Here is a 20,130-nt window from a genome sequence, read left to right as displayed (position 1 = left end):
TGACCTGTCCCCCTCTGGTCGCTGATCGAAGATGTGGCGGACTGAATGTAGTCGCTCAAGCCGTTGGTGGACTGTCCACAAACCAACAGGCCGGTACCCGACAGCCCTTTCGGCAGCGATACTCCTTGCGGGCGGCGGCGCTGGGGGCGTGGCCGGTATCGCCAGTGGAGGGTGTGTCATCGCCGCGCAGTGTGGGCGCTGTGGACGCACGGCCGCCGACGGTGACCGCTTCTGCGGTGGCTGCGGCGCCGAGCTGGGTGCTGTCTGCCCGCACTGCCTTCGTCCGCTCGCCTCGGACGTCGCGTTCTGCACCTCGTGCGGGTCGCCCCGGCCGGGCACCGACCGGACCGCCACGGTCACCCCGCAGGAGGACCGCCGGCGGGTGAGCGTGCTCTTCGTCGACCTCATCGACTTCACCCCGTACGTCGAGCGCGCCGATCCGGAGCAGGTCCGCGGCATGCAGACGGGCTTCTTCTCGGCGGCCCGCCGGGTGGTCGGCCAGTACGGCGGGGTGGTGGAGAAGTACATCGGCGACGCCGTGATGGCGCTCTTCGGCGCGCCGATCGCCACCGAGACCGACGCGCTGCGCTGCGTACGGGCGGGGCTGGAGCTGCAACGGGTGCTCACCCGGTTCGCGCCGACGGGCAGCACCGAGATGCGCTTCCGGGTGGGGGTGGCCACCGGTGAGGCCCTCGTCGACGTGGCCGCCGCCCGCGACGGTGGGCAGGCCATCGTGGCCGGTGACGTGGTGAACACCGCCTCGCGGATGCAGTCGGTCGCGCCGCCCGGCGGGGTGCTGGTCTGCGGCACCACGCACGCCCTGACCAAGGACGCGATCCGCTACGAGGAGCAGCCCCCGGTCACCCTGCGCGGGCGCTCCTCACCCACCGAGGTGTGGCTCGCCCTGTCCCCGCTGCGCCGTCAGCCCACCGACCGGGAGCCGGACACCACGCCCCTGGTGGACCGCGAGCACGAGCTGGGGATGCTGGTCAACGCCCTGCACCGGTCGCTGCGCGACCGGCTGCCCCAGGTGGTGACGATCTTCGGCCGGGCCGGAATCGGCAAGAGCCGGCTGCTGCGCGAGCTGTACCGGCACACCGGCCGGCTGGTGGACGAGCCGCTGACGTGGCGGACGGGACGCTGCCCGCCGTTCGGCGAGAACGTCACGTTCGCCGCGCTCGCCGACATCGTCAAGTCCGAGGCCGGCATCCTGGACACCGACCCGGCCGCCAGCGCGGCCCAGCGGCTGGGCACCGCGGTCGGGGAGCTGATCGGGCCGGGTGAGCGCGACCGGGTCGTCGACGCGCTGCGTCCGCTGGTCGGACTGCCCGGCACGCCGCTGCCGGCGGAGGAGGCGGAGTCGGCGTGGCGGCGGTTCCTGCTGGCGTTGGCGGCCCGCCGCCCCACCGTGCTGGTCTTCGAGGACCTGCACTGGGCCGACGACGCGATGCTGCGCTTCGTGGAACTGCTCGGGGCGGCGGCTCGTGAGGTGCCCCTCCTGCTGCTGTGCACCGCCCGTCCGGAGCTGGTCGACCGGGACCCGAGCTGGGCCGGGACGATCACGGGTTCGGTGACCATCACCCTGCCGCCGCTGCGCGACACCGGCATCGCCGCCCTGTACGCGCACCTCTTCGGCCAGGCGGCGTTCTCCGCCGAGATGCTGACGCCGCTCATCGAGGTGGCCGGCGGCAACCCCCTCTACGCGCACGAGTACGTCCGGATGCTGATCGAGCAGGGCGCGCTGCGCCAGTCGGGGCGGGGCTGGTCGCTGGACAAGCAGCTCGAACTGACCATGCCGGAGAGCGTGCACTCGGTCATCGCCAACCGGGTGGACCTGCTGGACGCCAAGGACCGGGCGGTGCTGCTCGCCGCCTCGGTGGTCGGGGTGCAGTTCTGGCCGGGCGCGGTGGCCGCCGCGCTGGGGCAGCCGGTCGAGTCGGTCGAGCGCGCGTTGCGCCGCCTCGAACAGCGCGACTTCGTGCACGAGCAGGCCGCGTCGACAATGGCCGGGCAGGCCGAGTTCCGGTTCCGGCACGTGCTGGTACGCGACGTCTGCTACCAGCGGCTGCCCCGAACCGAGCGGGTGGCACGGCACGAGCGGGCCGCGGACTGGCTCGACGCGCTGTCGCAGAGCCGCGACACCGACCTGGCCGAGGTCCTCGCCCACCACCGCTGGGCGGCCCACGAGATCGCGCGGTCCCTCGGCATGCAGATGCAGCGGTACGCGGGGCCCGCGCGACAGGCGCTGCACCGGGCGGCCCGCCGGGCGTACGCCCTGCACGGGCTGGAGGCGGCGGCGAGCCACGCCGGCCGGGCGCTCGGCCTGGCCGACGACAGCGACCCGGTGGGCCGGCTGCAACTGGAGCTGCTGAGCACGGAGATCTCGTTCTACCGGGACGGCAACGCGTTCCTCTCCGGCGGCGGGCCGGAGCAGGTGCACGCGCTGGCCGACCGGCTGGCGGCGCACGGTGACGACGCGTGCGCCGCGCGGGCGTGGACGCTGCTCGGCCAGGCGGCGTGGCTGCGCGCCGACCGGGGTGAGGCGTTGGCCTGCCTGGATCGCGCGGTCCAACTGTTCGAACAGCTACCGGACAGCCCGCAGAAGGCCGACGCGTACGCCGAGCTGGGCCGCCTGCACATGCTCAACTACGAGCGCGACCCGGCGGTGTCCGCGGCGGACACCGCGGCGGAGATCGCGGAGCGGCTGGGCCTGACCGAGGCGCGGACCAACGCGCGGATCACCGCGGCCACCGCCCGCTACCAGGCCGGCGACCGGATCGGCCTGGACGAGTTGCACGCCATCGTCGAGTTCAGCCGGGCCGGTCAGCTGCTCGCGCTGCCCCGGGCCACCCAGAACCTGGCCTGGGCCATCCGCGAGGAGGGCGACTGGCTGCGCTCGAACGCCCTGCTCTCGGCCGCTCCGGCGCGTACGGCCAGCGGGCAGACGCTGACCACCAGCTATTCGGCCGAGGCGATGCGGGCCTGGTTCGAGGGTGACTTCGGCCGGCTGCTGGCCGCGGCGGAGGCGTTCGTGGACACGCCGACCGGTAGCTGGGACATGCAGGTGCGGGGGCTGCGGTGCTGCCTGCTCGTGCTGCGCGACGACGAGGACCCGGCCGACCTGGGGCAGGCGCTGGCCACCGCCCGGCGCAGCGGCTTCCACCGGCTGCGCTGGACGATGCTGGGCATGGCCGCGCTGTGTCGGGCGTTGCAGGAGCGCCACGCCGAGGCTGCGGAGCTGATCGACGAGCTGGAACGGTCCTGGTCGGCGGTGCCGGCGCTGGCCAGCGGGGAGTGGATCGCCGCGGCCGCGTACGCCGGCGCCCTGGCCGGCCGGGACGCCGCGGTGCGGGTCCGGGCGATGCTGGACCGGGTCGGACATCGGACGCCGTGGTCGGAGGCGGCGTTGCGGACGGTGACGGCGGCGGTGGCGGCGGCCGACGGCGACCACCGGCGCGCGGCCGAGCTGCACCTGGCCGCCGCCGAGACGTACGGGCGGATCCCGGACGCGAGCGACCGGGTGCTGGCGCTGGCGCTGGCGGCCGCGGAGCTGACCCGGGCGGGTGACCCGGCCGGCGCGCGGGCGCCCCGCGCCGAGGTGCGCACCTTCGCCCTACGCAACGACGCGCCGGGCCTGCTGGCGCTGACCGGCCGGCCGATCAGCCCGACCGGACCGGCGGTCGCCTGCTGAGAGTCAGGCGGCCACCGGCGTCTTGAGCTTCTGCGCGTAGATGTCGACGTACTCGCGGCCGGAGAGCTCCATCACCTCGTACATGATCTCGTCGGTGACCGCGCGCTCGACGAACCGGTCGCCGGCCAGGCCCGCGTAGCGGGAGAAGTCCAGGGGCGCGCCGAAGCGGACCCGCACCTGGCCGATCCGGGGCAGCAACCGGCCGGGCGGCTGGAGCTCGTCGGCGTTGAGCATCGCCACCGGGACCACCACCGCGCCGCTCTCCAGGGCCAGCCGGGCCACCCCGGTCTTTCCCCGATAGAGCCGCCCGTCCGGGGAGCGGGTGCCCTCGGGGTAGATGCCGGCCACTCCCTGGGCGCGCAGCACCCGCAACTGGGTGTCCAGCGCGGCGCGGGCGGCTTGGCCGCCGGAGCGGTCCACCGGGATGGTGCCGGTGCCGACGAAGAACATCTTCGTCAACCAGCCCTTGATCCCCTTGCCGGTGAAGTACTCGGCCTTGGCCACGAAGGTGACCCTCCGCGAGACGATCAACGGGATGAAGATCGAGTCGAAGAAGGAGAGGTGATTGCTGGCCAGGATCACCGGGCCGGTCGCCGGCACGTGGCGCAGCCCCTCCACCCGCGGGCGGAAGATCAACTTGAGCAGCGGACCGAGGATCACGTGCTTCAACAGCCAGTAGAGCACCGGCGTCCTTTCCGAGGGGGGCGCGACAGCGCTGGCCGTCATCCCCGTGGAGCCTACGAAGCGAGCGCTCTCACCACAACGGACGGACGCTCACCACCACGACGCGGCGGACGCGCTCCCCCACGACGGTCTCCAAGGCCGGATCCATGTCGACCTCTACTCGCCGCGCTCCGTCTTCCACTGCAGGAACTCCTGGTACAGCTGCTCCTCCCGACGTCGCGTGCGCCGGTGCAGCACCCGCGAGACGACGAGGAGCACGACACCGCTGCCCAGCATCAGATAGCCGAGGGCCCGGTCGCCGGTGACCTTCGGGGCGGTGCTGAACAGCAACCCCAGCAGGGCCGAACCCAGGCCCAGGTAGAGCGCGATCCCGGGCGGCGTCTGCCGGTAGTCAAGGTGATGACGCTGCGCGAAGGTCTGAAGGTGCGGCGGGATGTTCAGCTCCTCGTGGTCGTCAGTAGCCACGTGCGCCTCTCGTTCCCGGTCGGTGGCAGGTCGCAGGGCGGTGGTCGGGACCGCGGGTCGCCCTGGCGTCAACGATCACCGAGATCGCACGTCTCGCGCAAGAACGGACAAAGAACCCCCGCCGCGACCTGCGACGGCAGCCCCGACTTTCCAAGACGCGACACAACGCACTCCCGGAACCGGCCCCTGACGTGTCACGATTCAGAGCACGACGTGCGCACGGGCGTCGAGGGGGCAGCGGTGGCCGCGCCGCAGGGCGCGTTGAGGAGGATGTCCGGGTGTCAGCGGGTGGGGCCCGCCGGGGACGGCGGGACAACGGGCTCGACGCGAGCGAGTACGCCGTCGTCGGCGATGTCGATCCGCGCGTCGGCGAGCACCTGCTCGACGTGCTGGCCGCCGGCGGGATCGCCGCCTACCTGCAACCGTCGGCCGACCTCAATCCGGTCACCCGTACCACCACCGTCCCGGCCCGTCCGGTCGACCGGCTCTACGTCGACCGTTCGCACCTGCGGACCGCCCGTGACTACCTGACGCAGCTCGCCGACGAGAGCGCCCCGGAGCAGCCCCCGGCCCGCGACGAGCCGGACATCGACGCGGAGTGGGCCCGGATCGTGGCCGGCTTCCACAGCACCCCCTCGACGACCGACGAGCGGCCCTGGCCGGCTGCGGAGGACGTGGACGAACGTGACGACCGGGACACCCGGGACGAGCCGACGGCCGGTCCGCTCGCCCGCTCCGGCGTCGACGAGGCCGGGCCCACCGCGACCGACGTCCGTCGACTGCCGTCGGCGACCGACTTCTCCGGGATCTCGGTCGGCCGCAACAGCCGGGACGATGAGCCCTCACTGCTGGACGGTCTGGACACCTTCGGCGCCGACCTGCCGGACGACGACGAGGACACCTACCACCCGCCCCCGCCGCCGCCGCTGCCCCGCGTCTCCAAGTACGCGGTGGTCGGCGCGCTCGCCGTGGTCGTCGGGTTCGTGCTCTTCCTCTTCCCGTCGCTGCTCCCGATCGACCGCTCGGCGGTCACCCTGTTCGGGTTCACGGGCATCCTGGCCGGCTTCGTCACGCTGATCTGGCGGCTGCGCCCCGGTGACGAGGAGGACGACGACCCGGACAACGGCGCCGTCGTCTAGCGCCTGTTTCATCAGCAAGAAACTGGCCGGCCGCCCTTATGAAGCTGGCCCTACCCGGCCCGCATCGCGGGACACGACCGCCCTCACTCGGGGCGTAACAGTGGTGTAACTTACTGTCAGTAGGAATACCGCTGTACGTCACTTCCCCCGCTGACTGACCGGTTTTCCCTTGCTCGTGGCGGTCAGTCCTCTGCTGATCGGAATGCCCGAGATGCGACAGAGTTCCCTCGTGGTGGTGGCCAACCGCCTCCCCATCGACGACAGCCAGGCCCCGGACGGCGCCTGCGAGTGGCGACGCAGCCCCGGAGGGCTGGTCAGCGCGCTACACCCGCTGCTGCGACACACCCCGGCGATCTGGGTCGGCTGGGCCGGCGGCACCGGCCCGGCGCCCGCCCTGCCGGACGTGGACGGCGTCCACATGCACACCGTCGCTCTCAGCCACGAGGACCTGCGCGATCACTACGAAGGCTTCGCCAACGCGACCCTCTGGCCGCTCTACCACGACGCCGTCGAGCAACCCGAGCACCACCGGCGCTGGTGGGAGGCGTACCAGCGGGTCAACCAGCGGTTCGCGGAGGCGACCGCCGAGGTGGCCGAGCCGGGAGGCGTGGTCTGGATACAGGACTACCACCTGCAACTCGTACCCGGGCTGTTGCGCGCGCTCCGCCCCGACCTGCGCATCGGCTTCTTCCTGCACGTGCCGTTCCCGCCGCCGGAGCTGTTCATGCAGTTGCCGCGCCGCGCCGAGCTGCTGCGCGGCATGCTCGGGGCCGACCTGGTGGGCTTCCAGCGGGCGCAGGCGGCACACAACTTCGCCCAGCTGGTGACCCGGGTGCTGGAGCTGCCGGCCACCGACCGTCGGATCGGGATCGACGACCGGGTGGTCCGCATCGGCGCGTTCCCCGTCTCGATCGACACGGCCGAGATGGCCGCCCTCGCCGCCCGCCCCGACGTGGCCGCCCGGGCCCGCCGCCTGCGGCAGGATCTCGGCGATCCCCGGCAGGTCATCCTCAGCGTGGACCGGATGGACTACACCAAGGGCATCGAACAGCGACTCAAGGCGTACAGCGAGCTGCTGGCCAGCGGCGACGTCAAGGTCCGCGACACGGTGCTCGTCCAGGTCGCCATGCCGAGCCGGGAACGCGTCGGTCAGTACCAGATCCTGCGCGAACGCATCGAGCGCGAGGTGGGCCGGATCAACGGCGAGTTCGGGCGGGTCGGCGAGCCCGCCATCCACTACCTCACCCAGCCCTTCGACCGGGCCGAGCTGGCGGCGCTCTACCGGGTCGCCGACGTGATGGCGGTGACCCCGCTGCGCGACGGGATGAACCTGGTCGCCAAGGAGTACGTCGCCGCCCGGGTGGACGACACCGGAACGTTGCTGCTCAGCGAGTTCGCCGGCACCGCCGCGGAGCTGTCCCAGGCGTACCTGGTGAACCCGCACGACCTGGAAGGGCTCAAGCAGGCGCTGCGCACGGCGCTGCGGGCCGACCCCGCCGACGTCATCGCCCGCATGCGGGCGATGCGCGCCCACCTGCACGAGCACGACATCCGGGCCTGGGCCCGCTCCTACCTGAGCGCCCTCGACGAGACGGGCGCGCTGGTCAGCCGCCTCACCAGCACCGACGGCACCGCCCGGGTGCCACGGCCGGCGACCCGGGCGACCCAGCACGCCGGCGGCTGACCGGGCCGCGTGATCAGCGGCCGGCGGGCTCCTTCTCCAACCAGTCCAGGATCGCGTCGATCGGCTCGGCCCAGCGCGCGTCGAGCATCAGGTCGTGCCCCATGCCGGGGAACAACAGCGGCGCCGACCCGTACCGGCGGGCGACCCGCGTCAACGTCGCCGCCGGCACCACCCGGTCGTCCGGGCTGCCCAGCACCAGGACCGGGGGCTCGCCCACGGCCGCCTCGGCCTGCGGTTCGCCCAGCAGCGCCCACTGCGCGCGCCGACCGGCCCGGCCCAGCCGCGCCACGTACCGTCGGGCGTCCTCGTCGGGCAACTCCCGGCTGAACAGCTGCGCGCGGCTGAGCCGCAGCGGTCCGCCGAACACCGCCGGCAGCGTCCCGGCCGGGTTGCGGCGCACCGCCGTACCGAAGACGCCCCAGCCGCCGAAGACCGGCGCTACCAGCACCGCGCCGCGCGCCGGATAGCGCGCCATCGCGTGGGCCACCACGAGCGCCCCGGCGCCGTGCCCCACCAGGACCGCCTGGCGCGGCAGGCTCGCGGCCACCTGGGTCACATCATGGGTGTACGCGCGCAGCGTCGCCTCCGGCGCCGGCTCGCTGCCGCCGTGCCCCCGCAGGCTCAGCGCGTACGCCGGGAAGCCCCGCGACGCGGCATGGCCCAGCCAGTGCTCGGCGAACGCCCACGCCCCGTGCCCGAACCCGGGTACGAACAGCAGCGGCGGACGCCCCTGTTCCAACTCGGGTACGGCGCTGAGCACCTCACGGCGCGCCGGCCGGACCGGACGAGCCCACTCCCGGCCCCGCATGATCCGCACCTCGGTCACTGATCCAGCCTTTCGTTCGCGACTGCGGGGCTCGCAAGCTCACTCCTCGCGCTCACTTGCCCTCCAGGTCGTGCAGGGCGCGCTGGACGGCGCGCAGGTAGTCGGCGTGCCCGACCTCGAACCAGTGCCGGCTGCTGTCCTTGACCTGGCCCGCGTAGCGCTCCCCGGCCCGGTCCCGGACCCGCTGCGCGAACGCGGCGGCCCGCTCGGGTCGGTCCCGTCGGGCCAGCAGCAGCCGCGCGAAGAGCACCGTCTGCCAGTGGGACAGGGTGAACAGGCCGGAGTCCGGCTGCACCAGGCCGGCGACGGCCAGCGTGGGGTGCCCCGGCGTGAAGGCGTTGAGCCAGAGCGTGGGACGGCCGGTGCCGGCGCTGTCGCCGAACACCGACGCGTCGAGGAACTCGAAGCGCGGCAGGTAGCCGGTGGCGAAGATGACCAGCTCGGGGTCGATCTCGCGGCCGTCGGCCAGCTCCACGGCGTACGGCTGGAACCGGGCGATGTCGGGCACCGGGTCGATCCCGCCGTGGCCCACGTAGTAGACGAGCTGGCTGTTGGCGATCGGGTGCGTCTCGTACACCCGGTGGTCGGGCTTGGGCAGCCCGAAGCGGGTCAGGTTGCCGACGGTCAACCGCATCGTCCAGTGGTAGAGCCACTGGCGGACCCGCAGCGGCACCCGCAGTGACAGCAGCGCGTCGTTGATCTGGTCGGCCGGTCGGCCCAGCACGTACTTCGGGGCGTACCAGTAGCCACGCCGGGTGGAGTGCCAGCAGCGCGACGCCTGCTGGGCGGCCTCGACGGCGATGTCACAACCGGTGTTGCCGGCACCGACCACGAGCACCCGCTTGCCGCGCAACTGCGCCGGGTCCTTGTAGGACGACGCGTGCATGATCTCGCCCCGGAACTCCTCCAGGCCCTCGTAGCGGGGCAGCTTCGGCGACCAGTTGTGCCCGTTGGCGATCACCACGGCGGCGTAGCGGGAGGTGCGCTCCGGGCCGTACCCGCCGGTGGAGCGGGTCGTCACGTCCCACCGCTCCCCCGGCGCGGGCTCGACCCGGACGACCTCGGTGCCGAACCAGATGTGCGAGCGCAGGTCGAAGTGGTCGGCGTACCGCTCGAAGTACGACAGGAGCTGGCCGTGGTGGGGGTAGTCCGGCCAGGAGTCCGGCATCGGGAAGTCGGGGAACTGGGTGAACGGCTTCGACGAGATCAGGTGGGTGCTGGCGTACACCGGGCTGCGGTCGTGCCGCCAGTTCCAGGCCCCGCCGACGCCGGTCTCGCGTTCGTAGCAGTCCACCCCGAACCCGTGCTCGCGCAGGTTCTTGATGGCCGTCAGGCCGCTGGCCCCGGCGCCGATGACGCAGACCGTGTCGCCCCGGTCGGAGAGCGAGCGGCCGTCGCGGCTCTGCGCGGACGGGATCGCATCCGGGTCGGGCCGGCCCTGGTCGGTGGAGGTGGACACCGGGACATCTCCTTTTGTGCGGCACGGGTGCCGGTTCGCCGCGAAATCCTCTCCACATCGGAGCCGGATGTCCAGCCCCGGCGCGGACCGATCGGCGGGTCCGGACCGGTGGGGGTCAGGCCGTGGCGGGCAGCAGCAGGTCGACGAGCACCGGGAAGTGGTCACTGGCCCGGCGGGTCTGCGGAGTGTCCACCACGTCGTAGTCGACCACGGTGATCCGGGGGTCGACGAAGAGCGCGTCGATGCGCCGGCGCGGGTCGGCGCACGAGTAGGTGAGCCGTTCCGCGCGGTCGGCCGCGACCGCCGCGTCGGTCAGACCGCGCGCCACCGTCGCCCAGGCCGGCCCGTCCGGGCCCTCGTTCAGGTCGGCGCCCGCCACCACCGGAGCATTCGCGGCGTCCAGGCCGCGTCGGAACTCGGCGGCCTGCGCGGGCCGCTCCGCCGGGTCGGTGGACAGGTGCGAGCCCGCGAGGGTGAAGCGGGCGTCGCCGACCCGGCAGTCGGCGTACGCCGCGCCGCGCAGGTGCCGGCCCGGGGTCAGCGGGAACCGCTGGCACCGGGCGCCGCGCACCTGCACCCGCAGGCTGGTCAGCAGCAGGTTGCCCAGGGCGGGCAGCCCTCCGGCGGCCACCACCAGGCCGAACGACTCGGCCAGCGTGGCCGACTTCTGCCGCCACCGGAACCGGCGCGGGCCCTCCTGCACGATCACGACGTCCGGCTTCGCGGCCCGGACGACCGCCGCCAGCGCGGCGGTGTCGTCGCGCTGGCTGTGGATGTTGTACGACACCACGCGCAGCGGTACGCCCATCTCCTGGCCGCCCTCAGATCCGGCGGGCCAGGTCGGCCGCGCCGATCACCCCGGCGCTGTTGCCCAGCTCGGCGGGGAGGACCTCGGCCACCGGCAGGCGTCCCCGCTGGGCCAGCGCGTCGAGGTACGAGCGACGCGTCGGGCCGAGCAGCAGGTCACCGGCGTCGATCACGCCGCCGCCGACGACCAGGGCCTGCGGGTCGAGGATCTGCGCCATGTCGGCGAGGCTGGTGCCCAGCCACCGGCCGATCTGCGCGAACGCCTCGGCGGAGACCGGGTCGCCGCCCTGCGCGGCGGCGGTCACCATGTGACCGGTGATCGCCTCGGGCTCGCCGCCGGCCAGCTCCAGCAGGGCGGTGGCCCGCTGCGGCTCCTGTCGAGCGCCGGCACGGGCGAAGCGGACCAGGGCGCTGCCGCTGGCGTACTGCTCGATGCAGCCGAGCCGCCCGCAGCCGCACTGGTGCCCGTCCGGCACGGCCAGCATGTGGCCCAGCTCCGCGGCGATGCCGTGCGCGCCGCGCATCAGCTCGCCGCCGAGGACGATGCCGCCGCCGACGCCGGTGCCGATCGTGAACATGATCATTGAGTCGTCGGCGGCGCGGGCCGCGCCGTAGCGGAACTCGGCCCACGCGGCCACGTTGGCGTCGTTCTCCACGATCACCGGCAGGCCGACGGCGGCGCTCACGTACTCGCGCAGCGGCTCGTCGCGCCAGGCCAGGTTGGGGGCGAAGAGCACGGTCGAGCGGGTGGCGTCGATCCAGCCGGCCGCGCCGACGCCGACCGCCTCGATCGTTCGCCCGGCGGCCAGCTCGTCGACCAGCTCGATGATGACGTCGCGGGTCTTGGCGACGTCGTCGGCGGGGGTGTCCCGTCGGCTCTGCACGAGGACCGTGCCGGTGTCGTCCACGACACCGCCGGCCACCTTCGTGCCACCCACGTCGACTCCGATGGTCAGCGTCACCGCCGCCGCTCCCCTCTGCTGTGCTGTCCGGCTCGCGCGCGCCGCGGGGCACGCCGGTCCGGATCGCGATGTCCCGCGCTCAGGCGCCGCCGCCCGGCGCGTCCGCGCCGGTGTCGTCGGACGCCCGCGAAGCGGGCACCACGGGTCGGCTGGTCGGCACCGGCGCGGCCACCGCCCCGGCGTCGTCGACGGGTGCCGCGGTGGCCGGGGCGGGTGTGTCCGCCGACCGGGTGGCGACCGACCAGACATCCCGCTCCGGCGCCGGTTGGGAATCATGCCCGGTGCGGGTGGCATCGCGCCACACGTGCTCGTCGAAGGCCTCGGCCGACCGCGCGGTCGAGGCCGGCCGCGCCGGCTCGCCGTCGCCGCCCGCACCGGCCGCCGCCTGCGACGACGCGGCCCACTCCGGCCCGGTCGTCGGGGACGGCTCCGGCGGCGCGAACGCGCGGAGCAGGCTGGCCACGCCGGCGGCGAGGTCGCCCGCGCCGGTGGCGAGGCGTTCGGCGAATTCCGGACTCGGATCGCGCAACGCGGCGATGCCACGACAGACCGGGCAGACGCAGCATTCGGCCGAACCGGTGGCGAAACCACCACGGGCGCGATCGCCGCCGCCCGGAGCGGCACTGTGACCGAGGACACCGGCCAACATCCCGCCCAACGGGCCGAACGCGCCGCCCGTCGACCCGCTGGAGGCCAGCCGCGCCCCCGCGAGCAGGGCCGCCACCAGACGCTCCGCCTCTTCCCGGGCCGAACCCGGGTCCGTTCCGCCCACCCTCGGCTCCTCTACCCCGCTGCCGGACGCGTCACTGCGCCGCACCGGGTGCTTCTACCCGGCGCTTGAGCTGCTTCAACGCCGTATCCATGATCATTTTCTCGGCCTTGCGCCGAAACATGCCGAGCATCCCCACGGACAGCTCGACCTCCAGCGTGTACGTCACCGTGGTGGTCCCGTCCGGGTTGCCCACCAGGTCGTACGAGCCACGCTGGCTCTTCTGCATCTTCGAGGGGGCGACCAGATGCCACTCGACGCGGGACAGGTCCTCGGCGTACTCGTAGGCGAGCACGTACTCGTCGGCCATCACCCCGGCGTCGATGGTGAACCGCACCTGGCTGGCGTAGCCGTCCTCGTACTCCTCGATCACCTCGGCACGGCGGACCGCCTCGGTCCACTCGGGGTAACTCGGGAAGTCGCAGATGACCGTCGCCACCCGGTCGGGTGACGCGCCGATGATGATCGACTGGGTGGAGGAGTCCGCCATGGGGGGAGGCTACCCGGCTGACGCCGCCCACACCCCCCGCCGCCCCCGCCGCGCCCTGCCTACCCCACCCGAACCGCCCGCCGGGTAGGTTTCGACAGAGCCGATGCTCTCGGGCAGAGTCCGGCCCAGGCCAGTGCGAGCACGAAGGAGTGCAAGTGCGCGAGTTCTCCGTTCCACCGATCGTCACCGTTGGCGAGGCGGCCAACCTCACCGATCCGGTCTGGGACAACGCCGAGATCGCGCCGGACACCGTGCAGTTCGCCCGCGCCACCCGCTCCGCCGACGGCGGCGACACCACCACCTGGGCCGAAGTGACCTGCCTGCAGTTCCGCGACGAGGTGGCGGCCGTCGCCCGGGGGCTGATCGCCGCCGGCGTCCAGCCGGGCGCGCGGGTCGCCCTGATGAGCCGGACGCGCTACGAGTGGACCCTGCTCGACTACGCCATCTGGGCGGCCGGCGGGGTCACCGTACCGATCTACGAGACCTCCAGCGCCGAGCAGGCCGCCTGGATCATCGCCGACTCCGGCGCGGTCGCCGCGCTTGTCGAAACGGGCGCCCACGCCGAGCTGATCGCCGGTGTCCGCGACCGCCTCCCCGAGCTGACGAACGTCTGGCAGATCGACCGGGGCGCGGTCGACGAGCTGGTCGCCGTCGGCGCGACGGTCGAGCTGGCCCAGGTGGAGCAGCGGCGCAAGGCGGTCCGCGCCGACGACCTGGCCACCATCATCTACACCAGCGGCACCACCGGCCGCCCCAAGGGCTGCGTGCTGACCCACCGCAACATGTACGCCGACATCGCCAACGCGGTGCCCGTGCTGCCGAACCTGTTCAACGCTGGCGCGAGCACCCTGCTCTTCCTGCCGCTGGCGCACGCGTTCGCCCGGCTCATCCAGATCGGCGTGGTGCAGGCACGGGCCACCCTCGCCCACTGCGCGGACACCAAGAACCTGGTCGGCGAGTTGCAGGAGTTCCGGCCGACCTTCGTGCTGTCCGTACCCCGGGTGTTCGAGAAGGTCTACAACGCGGCCAAGCAGAAGGCCGAGGCCGACGGCAAGGGCGGCGTCTTCGCCCGCGCCGAGCAGGTCGCCATCTCGTACAGCGAGGCGCTGGAGACCTCGCGCGGGCCGGGCCTGGCGCTGCGCGCGCAGCACGCGGTCTTCGACCGGCTCGTCTACCGCAAGCTGCGCGCCGCGCTCGGCGGGCGGTGCCGCGACGCCATCTCCGGCGGCGCGCCCCTGGGCGCGCGGCTCGGCCACTTCTTCCGCGGCGTCGGCGTGACGGTCCTGGAGGGGTACGGGTTGACCGAGACGTCCCCCGCCGCCGCCGCGAACCTGCCCACCGGCACCCGGATCGGGACCGTCGGCCGGCCGCTGCCCGGCGTGACCGTCCGGATCGAGGACGACGGCGAGATCCTGATCTCCGGCGAGCTGGTCTTCCAGGGTTACTGGCACAACGAGGCGGCGACCACGGAGGCGCTCAGCCCCGACGGCTGGTTCCGCACCGGTGACCTGGGCCAGCTCGACGCCGACGGCTACCTGAGCATCACCGGCCGCAAGAAGGAGCTGATCGTGACCGCCGGCGGCAAGAACGTCGCCCCGGCGGTGCTGGAGGACCAGGTCCGGGCGCACCCGTTGATCAGTCAGTGCGTCGTCGTCGGAGACGCGAAGCCGTTCATCGCGGCGCTGGTCACCATCGACGAGGAGGCGCTGCCGACCTTCCTGGCGAACGCCGGGCTCCCACCGGAGACCTCGGTCGAGACGCTGCGCGAGCACGAGGGCCTGCGCGCCGAGGTGCAGTCCGCCATCGACGCCGCGAACCAGGCCGTGTCGAAGGCCGAGGCGATCAAGGTCTTCCGGATCCTGCCCCGCGACTTCACCGAGGTCACCGGCGAGCTGACCCCGTCGCTCAAGGTCAAACGCCAGGTCGTCCACAAGACGTACGCGGCGGAGATCGCCGACATCTACCGCGGCTGACTACGATCCGTCACGTGCCCGCATCCACAACCGCCGTCCCACACCCGCATCCTCTCGCCGCGGCCGCCCGCGTGGTGATGCTGGCGCTGGTCGCGATCCTGACCCTGTTCGCCACCCGCGACGTCACCCAGCTGTGGTGGATCGCGCTGCTGGCGGTCGCCGGGCTGCCCTCCCTGCTCGCGCCGCAGCACCGGCTGGTCGGGCCGCTGAGCCGGGTCGCCGAGGTGGTGGTGCTGGGGCTGGCCGCGAGCCAGGTCGCCGCGGTCGCGTCGATCGGCGGCACGGTCGACGGGCTCGGCGCCTCCGCCGTGCTGCCCTACCTGGCGGTGCCGGTGACCGTCACCGCGCTGCGCCGCCGCTTCCGCGAGGGCGCGGCGCTGCTCGCGGTGACCGCCGGCACGCTGCTGGTCAGCGGGGCGCTGACCGAGGTCGACGGGGAACGTCAACTCGGCCAGGTGGGCTACCTCGCGGTCTGCGCGCAGTGGTTGATCCTGGCCGCGCTCGGGCTCTACGCCGCCGGCACCCTGCACCGGGTGATGGCCGTACGCGCCGACAGCAAGCCCCAGCCGTACGCCGAGGCCACCCGGCTGTTGACCCAACTGCGGACGGTGGCCCGGCAGCTGCCCGGGGCGACCCTGGACCCGGGGGGCATCTCCGAGCACCTGATCGACGAGCTGCGCACGGTGGCCCGGGCGGACCGCGGCGCGGTGCTGTCCGCCAGCGGCGGCGGCCGGCTCGTGGTCCTCGCCCAGGCCGGGGCGGACCGCGTGGACTGGGAGACGACGCTGGACGCGGACTCGGCCATCGCCGACGCCTGGGCCAGTCAGCAGGCCACCACCGCCGCCCGCTCGCAGTCCCGCTCGCACCGGGGTCCGGACGTGTCCGCGCTGATCGTCCCGCTGGTCGCGGGGGTACGCACGGTGGGGCTGGTGGTGCTGGAGGCCGATGTCGCGCAGGCGTACCCGCCGCCGGTGGTGTCCCGGGTGACCGGGCTGACCCGGCCCGCCGCGCTGCGGCTGGAGGCGGCGCTGCTGTTCGACGAGGTCCGGTCGCTGGCCACCAACGAGGAGCGCCAGCGGCTGGCCCGGGAGATCCACGACGGGGTGGCGCAGGAGCTGGTGATGGTCGGCTACGGCATCGACAACGCCCTGGCCACCGTCTTCGACGACGCGGACGAGACGGCCGAGGCCTTGCGGACGCTGCGCGCCGAGGTGACCCGGGTGATCCAGGAGCTGCGGCTGAGCCTCTTCGAGCTGCGCAGCGAGGTGGACCGGCAGGGCGGCCTGGCCGCGGCGATCGCCGAGTACGCCCGCACCGTCGGCGCGTCGGGCGGGTTGCGGGTGCACCTGTCGCTGGACGAGTCCACGGCCCGCCTGCCGGCGGCCACCGAGGCCGAGTTGCTGCGCATCGCGCAGGAGGCCGTGACCAACGCCCGCAAGCACGCCGGAGCGTCCAATTTGTGGGTCACGTGTGAGGTCGACCCCCCGTACGCGCAAATAGAAGTGTCGGATGACGGTCAGGGGATGGCTGACCAGCGCCCCGACGGGCGGTACGGTCTTGCGATCATGGCCGAGAGGGCGGAACGTATCCGGGGCCGGTTGGAGATCAGGCCGCGGCAACCCAGCGGCACGACCGTGGCGGTGGTTCTCGGCACCTCGTCCCGGCGCGATAACGTGCGTGACAGCGCAGCACCAGAAGGGGAGTAACCCGAGGATGACCACAAGTCCGACACCGGCCACCCGCACCAAGGTCCTCCTTGTTGACGATCATGACCTGATTCGTAAGGGCCTGCGGCACGCCTTCGAGCGCGACCGTCAGTTCGAGGTCGTCGGCGAGGCCGCGACCGCGGCAGAGGGGGTACGCCAGGCCGGCGCCCTCCAGCCGGACGTGGTGATCATGGATCTGCGGCTGCCCGACGGCAGCGGCCTGGAGGCCACCCGCGCGCTGCGCAAGTCCAGCGCGTCGATGGGCATCGTGGTGCTGACCATGTACGCCGGCGACGACCAGCTCTTCGGCGCCCTGGAGGCCGGGGCGAGCGCCTTCGTGCCCAAGACCGCCCCGGCCGACGAGGTCGTGGCCGCCGCGCGGCACGCCGCCTCGTCCCCGAGCGCGTTCACCGCCGCCGACCTGGCCGAGGCGATGAAGCGTCGGCTCGCCCCCTCCGGCCCGCAGCTCTCCCCCCGCGAGGGGCAGGTGCTGCGGCTGCTCGCCGACGGGATGAGCGTGGCGGGCATCGCCAAGCAGCTGTTCGTCAGCGAGTCCACGGCGAAGACGCACATCTCCAAGCTCTACGAGAAGCTCGGCGCCGCCAACCGGGCACAGGCCCTGATGACCGCGCTGCGACTCGGCCTGCTCGAAGCGCCGGACGCGCCGAAGTTCTGACCCGCGCCCGTTCGTCGAGCGTAATTCCGTAACCGAAGGTCCGCGCCGGCTCGCCGCCGTCGCGGACCTTCGCGTATCGACCGACGTCCGCGACGGGTGGACGGGCACGCTATGGTCTGGCGGGTACCGCGGGGGCAGAATACCCGCGCGGGCGATGACGTCCGCGTCGTGGACTCAAGGGGTGAGCGCATGCAGCGGCCGGACTGGGCGCCCGACACCATCGACATCGAGCGCCCGAGCGTCGCCCGGATGTACGACTACTACCTCGGCGGATCGCACAACTTCGCCGCCGACCGGGCCGCCGCGCAGGCGATGGTGGCGGCCGTACCGGAGGCGCCGCTGGCCGCGCAGGCCAACCGCGCGTTCCTGCGCCGGGCGGTCCACCACCTCGCCGAGGCCGGCGTCCGCCAGTTCCTGGACATCGGCTCGGGCATCCCCACGGTCGGCAACGTGCACGAGATCGCCCAGCGGATCGACCCGGCGTCGCGGGTGGTCTACGTGGACGTCGACCCGGTCGCGGTGGCGCACAGCCGGGAGATCCTGGCCGACAACGACCGGGCGACGATCGTCCAGGAGGACCTGCGGCACCCGGAGGAGATCCTGGCGCACCCCGACACGCGCCGGCTGCTCGACCTCGGCCAGCCGGTGGCGGTGATGATCGTGGCGGTCCTGCACTTCGTCCCCGACGACGACCGGCCGGCGGAGTTGCTGGCGACGCTTCGGGACGCGGTGGCGCCCGGCAGCTACCTGGTGTTGTCGCAGGCCAGCGACGACGGCCGCGCCGGGGAGGAGCGCGCCGAGGCCGAACGCGTCTACCGGCGTACCGACAGCCCGCTCACGATTCGCAACCGGGCCGAGGTGACCGCCCTCTTCGACGGGTTCGAGCTGGTCGATCCGGGCGTCGTCTGGGTGCCACAGTGGCGACCGGACACTCCCGAGAGCGCGGAGGACGCCGAGCGGGCGGTCTTCATGGGCGGCGTCGGGCGACTCGGTGACTGAGTCGCCCTCGGCGGTCACCCGCCCCGGCACCTTCGCCCGCGCCTGGGCCAAGGCGGTCTCCGGTACGAGCTACCTACCGATGACACAGGCCCAGCTCGAGGCCCTGTTGCAGAGGCTCGCCGGCCAGTTGGCCCAGGCGCTGCTCGCCGAGCCGTTCGACCTGCGGGCCGGGCACCGGGTCGGTGCGGAGTTGGTCGCCGCGCACATCGCGTCCGCCGAGGGACTGGGCCGTACCGTCGAGGTGATCCAGCTTCGGCTCGTGCGGGACCTGGGACTGGTGGCCGAGGACGTCGAGGACCGGATGGCCCGACTCCTGGCCGCCGTGGCGACCGGTTACGCCCGCGCGCTGCGGGACCGCACGCTCGATGAGCAGGAGTCCATCCGCCGGGCCGCCATGATGGCGCGCACCCAGGCCGAACGGGCGCTGCGGGCCAGCGAGGCGCGGTTCCGCCACCAGGCCACCCACGACCCGCTCACCGGTCTGCCCAACCGGACGCTGTTCACCGAGCGGCTCACCGCCGCGCTCAACGAGCCGGGCCGGGGCGCCCAACGCGTCGGGGTGTGCTTCCTCGACCTGGACCGCTTCAAGGTGGTCAACGACACGCTGGGACACCAGGTCGGCGACCGGTTGCTGACCACGGTGGCCGACCGGCTGCGCCAGTGCCTCGGTGAGCATCTGGTGGCCCGCCTCGGTGGGGACGAGTTCGTCATCCTGGTGGAGGGCGCGGGCGGCACCGACGCGGTCGTGGAGGTCGCCGAGAGCGCTCTGGCCGCGGTCCGGACACCCGCGGTGGTCGACGGGCACGAGCTCCAGGTCACGGCGAGCATCGGCATCGTCGAGCGGCAGGTGGCCGGCTCCAACCCGAGTGACCTGATGCGGGCCGCCGACAGCACCCTGCACTGGGCGAAGTCGGCCGGAGGGGCGCGCTGGGCGCTCTACGACGCCGAGCGCAACCGTCGCGAGCTGGCCCGGTACGCCCTGTCGGCGGCCATCCCGGCCGCGCTGGAGCGGGGCGAGTTCTATCTCGACTACCAGCCCCTGACCTCGCTGCGCGACGGCCGACTGCTCGGTGTGGAGGCGCTGGTCCGCTGGCGACACCCGGAGCTGGGCGTCCTGCGGCCGGACAGCTTCATCGCGCTGGCCGAGGAGACCGGTCTGATCGTGCAACTGGGCGGGTGGGTGCTCGCCGAGGCGTGCCGGGAGGCGGAGGCGTGGTCGACCGATGGCGCGCAGGCGCCGTTCGTGAGCGTCAACCTGGCCGTCCGGCAGGTGCACCGGCCCGGTCTGGTGCGGGAGGTCCGTACGCTGCTGCGCCAGACCGGCCTGCCGCCCGAACGACTCCAGTTGGAGATCACCGAGAGCACGATGATGAGCAGCGCCAAGGAGCCCGTCCGGGCGCTGCGGCTGCTGGCCGACCTGGGCGTACGGATCGCCATCGACGACTTCGGCACCGGCTACAGCAACCTGGCGTACCTGCGGGATCTGCCCGTCACCGAGCTGAAGGTGGCCGGCGAGTTCGTGGCTGGCCTGCGGTCGCCGACGGTGGGGCGTACCGACGAGCGGATCCTCGCCTCGCTGGTGTCGCTGGCGCACGCCCTCGACCTCACGGTGACCGCCGAGGGGGTGGAGACCGCCGGGCAGGCCGAGCGGCTGCGGGCGATCGGCTGCGACGCCGCCCAGGGCTGGCACTTCGGCCGCCCGGCCCCTGCCGACCGCATCCTGGCCCGCATCCGCTGAGCCGGCACGGGCACCCGCACCGTCGCCCACGGCCGTAGACAACGTCTACGGCGAACTGGTAG

General features: G+C 73.3%; 16 protein-coding genes. 8 read left to right on the top strand and 8 right to left on the bottom strand.

Annotated features, from left to right (window positions below; translation table 11 throughout):
- Window positions 1-148 precede the first annotated feature (148 nt).
- Window positions 149-3,691, top strand: a complete 3,543-nt coding sequence (locus AB0B55_RS05680) for an adenylate/guanylate cyclase domain-containing protein (RefSeq protein WP_357126807.1) — start codon at window positions 149-151, stop codon at window positions 3,689-3,691.
- Window positions 3,692-3,694: 3 nt separating this feature from the next.
- Here the strand turns inward: AB0B55_RS05680 and AB0B55_RS05675 are convergent, their stop codons facing one another.
- Together AB0B55_RS05675 and AB0B55_RS05670 are read right to left on the bottom strand one after the other, a co-directional pair.
- Window positions 3,695-4,375, bottom strand: a complete 681-nt coding sequence (locus AB0B55_RS05675; RefSeq protein ID WP_357127312.1) for a lysophospholipid acyltransferase family protein — start codon at window positions 4,373-4,375, stop codon at window positions 3,695-3,697.
- Window positions 4,376-4,531: 156 nt separating this feature from the next.
- Window positions 4,532-4,840, bottom strand: a complete 309-nt coding sequence (locus AB0B55_RS05670) for a hypothetical protein (protein ID WP_357126804.1) — start codon at window positions 4,838-4,840, stop codon at window positions 4,532-4,534.
- Window positions 4,841-5,118: 278 nt separating this feature from the next.
- Here AB0B55_RS05670 and AB0B55_RS05665 point away from each other — a divergent pair, with 278 nt between their 5' ends.
- Together AB0B55_RS05665 and AB0B55_RS05660 are read left to right on the top strand one after the other, a co-directional pair.
- Complete coding sequence (locus AB0B55_RS05665) at window positions 5,119-5,979, top strand: DUF308 domain-containing protein (RefSeq protein WP_357126801.1); 861 nt, start codon at window positions 5,119-5,121, stop codon at window positions 5,977-5,979.
- 211 nt (window positions 5,980-6,190) lie between these two features.
- Window positions 6,191-7,663 carry a trehalose-6-phosphate synthase gene (locus AB0B55_RS05660; RefSeq protein WP_357126798.1) on the top strand — a complete coding sequence of 491 codons (1,473 nt, stop codon included), beginning with the start codon at window positions 6,191-6,193 and terminating at the stop codon, window positions 7,661-7,663.
- A gap of 13 nt (window positions 7,664-7,676) precedes the next feature.
- Here AB0B55_RS05660 and AB0B55_RS05655 read toward each other — a convergent pair whose 3' ends face one another.
- The 6 genes from AB0B55_RS05655 to AB0B55_RS05630 all read right to left on the bottom strand — a co-directional run bounded on the left by AB0B55_RS05655 (window position 7,677) and on the right by AB0B55_RS05630 (window position 12,976).
- Complete coding sequence (locus AB0B55_RS05655) at window positions 7,677-8,471, bottom strand: alpha/beta fold hydrolase (RefSeq protein WP_357127310.1); 795 nt, start codon at window positions 8,469-8,471, stop codon at window positions 7,677-7,679.
- Between the two features lie 70 nt (window positions 8,472-8,541).
- Window positions 8,542-9,948 (bottom strand): NAD(P)-binding domain-containing protein, encoded by a 1,407-nt coding sequence (locus AB0B55_RS05650; RefSeq protein WP_357170664.1) that lies wholly within the window; start codon window positions 9,946-9,948, stop codon window positions 8,542-8,544.
- 115 nt (window positions 9,949-10,063) lie between these two features.
- Window positions 10,064-10,756: an endonuclease/exonuclease/phosphatase family protein gene (locus tag AB0B55_RS05645; protein WP_357126792.1), complete on the bottom strand. Its 693-nt coding sequence runs from the start codon at window positions 10,754-10,756 to the stop codon at window positions 10,064-10,066.
- A gap of 13 nt (window positions 10,757-10,769) precedes the next feature.
- On the bottom strand, window positions 10,770-11,717 hold the full coding sequence (locus AB0B55_RS05640; protein WP_357126789.1) for an ROK family glucokinase: 948 nt from the start codon (window positions 11,715-11,717) through the stop codon (window positions 10,770-10,772).
- Window positions 11,718-11,796: 79 nt separating this feature from the next.
- Window positions 11,797-12,489 carry a hypothetical protein gene (locus tag AB0B55_RS05635; RefSeq protein WP_357126786.1) on the bottom strand — a complete coding sequence of 231 codons (693 nt, stop codon included), beginning with the start codon at window positions 12,487-12,489 and terminating at the stop codon, window positions 11,797-11,799.
- 31 nt (window positions 12,490-12,520) lie between these two features.
- Window positions 12,521-12,976 carry an SRPBCC family protein gene (locus tag AB0B55_RS05630; protein WP_357126783.1) on the bottom strand — a complete coding sequence of 152 codons (456 nt, stop codon included), beginning with the start codon at window positions 12,974-12,976 and terminating at the stop codon, window positions 12,521-12,523.
- 155 nt (window positions 12,977-13,131) lie between these two features.
- On the opposite strand from AB0B55_RS05630, the gene AB0B55_RS05625 reads away from it, so the two are divergent.
- From AB0B55_RS05625 to AB0B55_RS05605, 5 genes are all read left to right on the top strand, one after another.
- Window positions 13,132-14,949, top strand: a complete 1,818-nt coding sequence (locus AB0B55_RS05625; RefSeq protein ID WP_357170662.1) for a long-chain fatty acid--CoA ligase — start codon at window positions 13,132-13,134, stop codon at window positions 14,947-14,949.
- Between the two features lie 14 nt (window positions 14,950-14,963).
- Entirely contained in the window at window positions 14,964-16,655 is a 1,692-nt protein-coding gene (locus tag AB0B55_RS05620) for a GAF domain-containing sensor histidine kinase (RefSeq protein WP_357126777.1), read from the top strand.
- 7 nt (window positions 16,656-16,662) lie between these two features.
- Window positions 16,663-17,331 carry a response regulator transcription factor gene (locus AB0B55_RS05615; RefSeq protein WP_007072219.1) on the top strand — a complete coding sequence of 223 codons (669 nt, stop codon included), beginning with the start codon at window positions 16,663-16,665 and terminating at the stop codon, window positions 17,329-17,331.
- A gap of 189 nt (window positions 17,332-17,520) precedes the next feature.
- A complete protein-coding gene (locus tag AB0B55_RS05610) occupies window positions 17,521-18,330 on the top strand; it encodes an SAM-dependent methyltransferase (RefSeq protein ID WP_357126774.1) in 810 nt (269 codons plus the stop codon).
- Window positions 18,331-18,409: 79 nt separating this feature from the next.
- Window positions 18,410-20,068 (top strand): EAL domain-containing protein, encoded by a 1,659-nt coding sequence (locus tag AB0B55_RS05605; RefSeq protein ID WP_357127307.1) that lies wholly within the window; start codon window positions 18,410-18,412, stop codon window positions 20,066-20,068.
- Window positions 20,069-20,130: the final 62 nt, after the last annotated feature.

Origin of the sequence: Micromonospora sp. NPDC049107, from assembly GCF_040648595.1 — a bacterium.
GTDB lineage: Bacteria > Actinomycetota > Actinomycetes > Mycobacteriales > Micromonosporaceae > Micromonospora.
Note: the sequence above shows the minus strand (reverse complement) of the source record. Positions and strands in the feature narration are given on the sequence as shown.

What these genes read in the sequence shown, in the direction of transcription:
- AB0B55_RS05645 (WP_357126792.1), bottom strand. Translation starts at nt 10,756, where the DNA reads ATGGGCGTACCGCTGCGCGTGGTGTCGTACAACATCCACAGCCAGCGC.
- AB0B55_RS05660 (WP_357126798.1), top strand. Translation starts at nt 6,191, where the DNA reads ATGCGACAGAGTTCCCTCGTGGTGGTGGCCAACCGCCTCCCCATCGAC.
- AB0B55_RS05605 (WP_357127307.1), top strand. Translation starts at nt 18,410, where the DNA reads ATGACACAGGCCCAGCTCGAGGCCCTGTTGCAGAGGCTCGCCGGCCAG.
- AB0B55_RS05630 (WP_357126783.1), bottom strand. Translation starts at nt 12,976, where the DNA reads ATGGCGGACTCCTCCACCCAGTCGATCATCATCGGCGCGTCACCCGAC.
- AB0B55_RS05610 (WP_357126774.1), top strand. Translation starts at nt 17,521, where the DNA reads ATGCAGCGGCCGGACTGGGCGCCCGACACCATCGACATCGAGCGCCCG.
- AB0B55_RS05655 (WP_357127310.1), bottom strand. Translation starts at nt 8,471, where the DNA reads ATGCGGGGCCGGGAGTGGGCTCGTCCGGTCCGGCCGGCGCGCCGTGAG.
- AB0B55_RS05615 (WP_007072219.1), top strand. Translation starts at nt 16,663, where the DNA reads ATGACCACAAGTCCGACACCGGCCACCCGCACCAAGGTCCTCCTTGTT.